Genomic DNA, 5,619 nt, shown 5'->3' with positions numbered 1-5,619 from the left:
CCCCTCGAGGCCCCTATCTACCCGAGCGCGTCCAGCAGCATCGAGCCCCGGCGCTGACGCGGCAGCAGCCGGAAGTGCCTCAGCTCCTTGCGCTTCACCCGCCGCTCCAGCGCGCTGTGCAGGGACAGCCGCCCCGGCCCGCGCATCAGCGTCCCGAGCGCGATGGCGATGAGCGCCAGGTTGAACTCGTAGCCGCCCTTCGTCATGTCGAAGCCGTTCTTCCTGTGCACCTTCGCGATGGCCATGGCCTGCGTGACGATGACCGACACCGCCGTGAAGCGCGTCGCGATGCCCAGGATGGAGCTCACCCCGGCCACCAGCTCCGTGATGCCCGTGGCCAGCAGCCAAGGCTTGCCGGGCTTGATGCCCAGCTGCTCGAACATGCCCACCTGCTGCTCCATGCCTTCCTTCTTCAGCTTCGCCAGGCCGTGGTGGATCATCGTCGCGCCCAGCGACAGGCGCGGAGGCAGCAGCGCGGCCGACTTCAGCAGCGACGGTTGTTCGTTGAGCATCGTCACGTTCATGAGGCTCTCCTCGTCGGGACGCGGACGTCCTGTGGGTGAAGTGCCCCTTACGTTGTGACGCATCTCCCCATCCGGCCCCGACGCCCGCAGGGCCCCACGCTCAGCGGGCGGCCCCTCAACCCCCGCTCCGCTCCGCCAGCGGCACGTCCATCAGCGCCGCCACCTCCGGGCTGTACCCGCCCGGCCCAGCGCCATGCACGATGAGCGGCGCACGCACGGACAGGCCCCGGTCCTGGTCCCTCAGCGCCTGCACCAGGAAGCGCGTGGCGGGCGCATCCACCCGCGCGTGCACGGACCGAAGCACCCGGGGGAACAGCCGCGCGCCCGCGAGCACCCCCAGCACCTCCGCCAGCCGCGCCGCCGGATACACCAGGCTCACGCCGCCCCCGGGCCGCAGGGCGTGCCGGGCCGCCGCGACCACGGATGCCGCGTCGCAGGCCACCTCCGACTTGGACACGGCCCGCTCCGCGTCCGGGCTCACCACGCCCGCCTTGGCCCGGCGGAATGGCGGGTTGGACACCACCTGCCCGTACGCCCCGGACACGAACAGCGTCCGCGCCTGCCGCAGGTCCCCGAGCACCGGACGCACGCGGCCCTCGCACCCGTTGAGCGCCACCGCGCGCGTCAGCCGTGCGTGCACCGCGGGCTGCAACTCCAGCGCGTCCACCGGGCCCGCGACGCCGAACTGCTTCACCAGCAGCAGCGACACCACGCCGCTGCCCGCGCCCAGCTCCAGCACGGGCCCCGGCAGGTCATGCCCTTCCGTGGACGCGAAGTGCGCCAGCAGCACCGCGTCCAGCGTGAAGCGGTAGCCCGTGCGGCGCTGGAACACGCGCACGTCCGCGGTGCCAATGGAGTCCAGCGTCTCGCCGTCCTCCAGATGGACGAGCCCCACGGTCAACGCGCGCCGTGCATCCGTTCAGCGACGTCCAGCACGCGCGCCTCGCAGGACACGCCGTCCAGGTGGCTGGCCTCCACCAGGCCCGTGGGGCTGGTGACGTTCACCTCCGTGAGGTAGTCGCCCAGCACGTCGATGCCCACCAGCGTCAGCCCCTTCTCCTGGAGCGACGGCTTGAGGCGCTTGCAGATGTAGAGGTCGCGGTCGGTGATGGCCGCCTTCATCGGCGTGCCACCCGCGGCCATGTTGCCCCGGTGGTCCGCGTCCGACGGCACGCGCAGCACCGCGCCCACCGGGTCTCCATCCACCAGGATGATGCGCTTGTCGCCCAGGCGGCTCTCCGGCACGTAGGCCTGCGCGAGGATGGGTTCCTTCCCGCCCTGCGTGAGCAGCTCCACCATGGAGCGCGCGTTACGGTCCCCCGGCGCGAGGAAGAGGATGCCCTTGCCGCCAAAGCCATCAATGGGCTTGAGGATGGTGCCCTGCGCGTTCTTCGCCGCGAACTCCAGCACCACGGACAGCTCGCGCGTGACGCGCGTCTCCGGCATCAGGTCCGGGAAGTTCAGCGTGAAGAGCTTCTCGTTCGCGTCGCGGATGCCGGACGGGTTGTTGATGAAGATGGGCTGACGGTCCGGACACAGCTCCACCAGCTGCGTGGCGTGCAGATAGTCCGCGTCCACCGGCGGGTCCTTGCGCAGGAAGAGCACGTCCAGCTTCGACAGCGGCCGCACGTCCTCGCTCAGCACGTCGAAGTGGTGCCCCACCTCACGCCGCACCTTCACCCGGCGCATGCGCGCCTCCGAGCACCGGCCGTTGAAGCGCAGCCAGCCCTGCTCGAAGTAATAGACGTCGTGCCCCCGCCGCTGGGCCTCCAGCATCAGCGAGAACGTCGTGTCGTGGTCCACCCGCACGCTCTCGAGCGGGTCCATCAGGAAGCCAAGGGAGAGAGCCATGAGGGGGCGAAGATAGCGAACGCCCTGTGCCCATGCCGCTCCTTCGCGCGGGCGTCCGTCCACCCCGGAACTCAGCGGCCCGGCAGCTCCCTCAGCTTCAGGTTGAGGCGCACGGGCTTGCCTGCCTCCACCGGCACCGCGAGCACGCGGCGCTTCTTGTCCGCGCCTACCAAGATGAGCTCCGCCTGCCCCACCGGCAGGGAGCGCTTCACCAGGGGCGCCTGGCCCAGGGACTTGTTGTTGAGGAAGACCTCCGCGGGCTCGTCCAGGAAGAGCGTCACCTCCCCCCGGGCCTTGCCCTTGCGGCTGCCCTTGCTCGCGGTGGCCTCGTCCCGGTCCTTGTCCTTCCGGTCCCGGTCCCGGTCCTTGTCCTTGTCCTTGTCCGCCTCCGCGGTGGCCACGCCCGCGTCGGGCACGGGCGTCTCCGGCGGCCGGATGGGAATCATCGGGCCCAGGCCCATGGGGGAGGGCGGGGTCGTCGTCTCCTCGGCCTCCAGCAGCTTCGTGAGCCGGAACGCGCCGTAGGCCAGGCCCAGCAGCAGCGACAGCGACAGGAGCGCCCACACCCCGCCCAGCTTCGAGCGCTTCACCGGGGGCGCGGTCTCGTCGCTGCCGGACTGCTCCGCGCGCAGCTTCGCGATCTCCGCCTTCTTGCGCGCCTCCACCACGCTGAGCGCGGTGGACTTGCGCTCCGGCAGGTAGGGGCCGTCATCCTTCTGGAGCGCCCGCTTCGCCGACGCGAGCACCTGGCTGCTGGTGGTGACGTCCGCGCTCTCCAGCAGGGACCGCGTGGCCGCCATGCGCTCCGCGAACAGGCTCTTCATGAGCGCGGCGCGCTGGTCCGCGTCCATCAGCTTGCCGCCGGAGGCCTTCTCGATGGCGCGCGCCATGTCCCGCCCGGACGGGTAGCGGCGGTCCACGTTGCGCTCCAGCGCGCGCATCACCACGCGGGAGATGTCCTCGGAGATGTGCGGCAGCAGCACGGACGGCCACGGGATGGGGTCCTCGAGGATCTTCACCATCTCGTCGCGCTCGGTCTTGCCCGCGAAGAGCCGCTCTCCGGTGATGAGCTCGTGCATCACGACACCGACGGAGAACAGGTCGCTGCGGCCATCCAGTGGATCGCCGCGCACCTGCTCCGGGGACATGTAGCCGGTGGTGCCCTTCACCGTGCCCACGCTGGTGCGCTCCAGGCTGTTCTTCGCCTTGGCGATGCCGAAGTCCAGCAGCTTCACGGTGCCGTCGTAGGTCACCATGATGTTCTTCTGCGCCACGTCGCGGTGGATGACGGGGCTCGCCTCGCCGCCGGGGGACGTGAAGGTGTGCGCGTAGTGCAGCGCCAGGCACACGTCGCGGGCCACGGACAGGGTGAAGGCCAGCGGCACCGGCTGGCGCTTCTTCAGGCACGCGCTGGTGACCTGGTTGAGGTTCTGCCCGCCGATGAACTCCATGGCCAGGTAGAGCCCGTCGTCCTCCTCCCCCAGGTCGAACACCTGCGCGATGTTCGGGTGGTTGAAGGCCGCGGTGATGCGCGCCTCGTCCAGGAACATGCGGACGAACTGATCATTGGAGCGCGCGTCCGGGAGGATGCGCTTGATGACCACGTACTTGCGGAAGCCGCCCGGGCCCGACGTGTAGCCCAGGAACAGCTCCGCCATGCCGCCCACGGTCAGCTGCGTGAGCACCTCGTACTTCCCGATGCGCTCGCCCCGATGGAAGTCGATGAGCTCATCCTCCAGCGCCTTGGAAGAATGGCGCCCGCGTCGTGAGAAAAGCCGGGCCGGACCATAACAGGGCTGTTGCATCCCGGGTCCTTCCTTGGCGGTGCCGCCCCCCGGGTTGCCTGTGGATCACCTGTGGATGGTGTGGAGGGCCCTGTGGACAACCGGGGGCCTGGAAGCCCGCCTGTGGATGCCCGGGGGAAACCGGCAATTTGCCCACATGTAGCAGATCGCCGATTCGTGAATGATTCCCGAAGCTTGCTGACTTGTCCCCAACTCGGCTTCCCCTACTGCTTCCACCAGTTGATCAACACTCCAATTAGACTGGTGAAAAGAAGCAGGGCCCGTGCACAAGTCGGAAACCCACAGGCATCCGGCGCAGGGACACGATGCTACAGGAGCGTGGCGCGAAGCCGCTCCAGCAGCCCGGGCAGTTCCTGGAGCAGCTGCCGGTCCAGGTCCTCCAGCGCGGCGCGGTGCATGACCAGGTCCTCCGGCTCACGGTCCGCGGCCATCATCCGCTGCAGGCCGCGCAGGCGCTGGTTGCGCATGACCAGGCGGGCCAGGGTGTCGTCCAGCTCCGCGGCCAGCCCGGCGTCCAGGTGCAGCTCCTGGCCCACCAGCTCCCGCAGCTGCTCCACGCGGTAGGTGAGCTCCCAGCTCTCCTCGTAGCCCGCGCGCCGGGGCAGCATCTGCCCATACGTCCACCGCTCGTTCACCCAGGTCCCCTAGTGCGGCCGGGGCCGGGTGAGGCCCGTCAGCGACAGCCGGGTGCGCATGGGGTCCAGCTCCACGTGCATCCGGCAGTCCGCCACGTCCAGGCGCAGGGTGTAGGGAGGACAGGGCGTGTGCCCCGAGTGGTTCTCGGAAGCCTGCATGCCCATGCGGAACAGCTCGGCCAGCACGGCCCGCCGGACCTCCGCCGACAGCCCGTCCACGGTGGGCTGCACACCCCGGGCGATGAGCACGGTGAATGCCTGCAATCCCGGAGAATCCTGCGGTGGGCCGGCCAGGGTCATGCTCGCGCCCGTTGCCAGAACCATACCCTGCGACATGCCTGTCGTTCCGGGGGGTTGGAAGCACTCGAAACCCTTGGGACTGAAAAAAACTCAGGCCCGGAAGTGCCCAATCCTGAAAGACCGGGGGGTAGGGTGCCGTGGGACACGGGGATGGAGAGGGGTGTAAAGGCAGGGGACGGAGGCCACGATGGCGCGCACGCGGACGGTGGGCAGTGGGGGCCAGACGGCCCTGGCAATGGCCCTGGCGGCCCTGGTGGCCTTCGGGAGCGCCTGCCGGGACGAACCCCCCCTGACGGGCGCCCGGAGCCTCCTGCGGGTCTCCCAGGAGGCCGTGGCCTTCCCCGCCAGCTACCCCCAGGTGGAGCGGGTGGTGGAGCTCCGGGTGGTGAACGCCGGCCGCACGACGCTGGACGTGGAGTGGACGGCCCTGGCGCCGCCCTTCGCCGCGGACGGGCTGCCCACGCGGATGGCGCCGGGGGAGGTCCCGGTCCGGCTGTCCTACCG

Annotated in this window: 6 protein-coding genes and 1 pseudogene; 1 reads left to right on the top strand and 6 read right to left on the bottom strand. The window is 70.1% G+C overall.

The annotated features are described in order from the left end of the window. Positions 1-17: 17 nt before the first annotated feature. From D7X55_RS34940 to D7X55_RS34915, 6 genes are all read right to left on the bottom strand, one after another. Positions 18-524, bottom strand: coding sequence for a DoxX family protein (locus D7X55_RS34940; RefSeq protein WP_120548140.1), 507 nt, complete (start codon positions 522-524; stop codon positions 18-20). A 115-nt stretch (positions 525-639) separates the two neighbouring features. After that, positions 640-1,419, bottom strand: coding sequence for a tRNA1(Val) (adenine(37)-N6)-methyltransferase (locus tag D7X55_RS34935; protein ID WP_121725311.1), 780 nt, complete (start codon positions 1,417-1,419; stop codon positions 640-642). Between the two features lie 2 nt (positions 1,420-1,421). After that, a complete protein-coding gene (gshB, locus tag D7X55_RS34930; protein ID WP_120548138.1) occupies positions 1,422-2,375 on the bottom strand; it encodes a glutathione synthase in 954 nt (317 codons plus the stop codon). 71 nt (positions 2,376-2,446) lie between these two features. After that, positions 2,447-4,180 carry a serine/threonine-protein kinase gene (locus D7X55_RS34925; RefSeq protein WP_233610252.1) on the bottom strand — a complete coding sequence of 578 codons (1,734 nt, stop codon included), beginning with the start codon at positions 4,178-4,180 and terminating at the stop codon, positions 2,447-2,449. A 308-nt stretch (positions 4,181-4,488) separates the two neighbouring features. Further along, positions 4,489-4,815, bottom strand: coding sequence for a hypothetical protein (locus D7X55_RS34920; RefSeq protein ID WP_233610251.1), 327 nt, complete (start codon positions 4,813-4,815; stop codon positions 4,489-4,491). Between the two features lie 9 nt (positions 4,816-4,824). Continuing rightward, the gene (locus D7X55_RS34915) at positions 4,825-5,079 is read right to left on the bottom strand and encodes a hypothetical protein (RefSeq protein ID WP_233610250.1); all 255 of its coding nucleotides are present in this window, start codon (positions 5,077-5,079) and stop codon (positions 4,825-4,827) included. A 223-nt stretch (positions 5,080-5,302) separates the two neighbouring features. On the opposite strand from D7X55_RS34915, the pseudogene D7X55_RS34910 reads away from it, so the two are divergent. After that, positions 5,303-5,619, top strand: a pseudogene (locus D7X55_RS34910) (tenascin-X); the annotation flags it as partial.

This window comes from Corallococcus sp. AB049A (assembly GCF_003668885.1).
Taxonomy (GTDB): Bacteria; Myxococcota; Myxococcia; order Myxococcales; family Myxococcaceae; genus Corallococcus; species Corallococcus interemptor.
Note: the sequence above shows the minus strand (reverse complement) of the source record. Positions and strands in the feature narration are given on the sequence as shown.

Bases quoted from the DNA above. Each gene is read 5' to 3' on its own strand.
- D7X55_RS34940 (WP_120548140.1), bottom strand. From the start codon at position 524: ATGAACGTGACGATGCTCAACGAACAACCGTCGCTGCTGAAGTCGGCC.
- gshB (WP_120548138.1), bottom strand. From the start codon at position 2,375: ATGGCTCTCTCCCTTGGCTTCCTGATGGACCCGCTCGAGAGCGTGCGG.
- D7X55_RS34925 (WP_233610252.1), bottom strand. From the start codon at position 4,180: ATGCAACAGCCCTGTTATGGTCCGGCCCGGCTTTTCTCACGACGCGGG.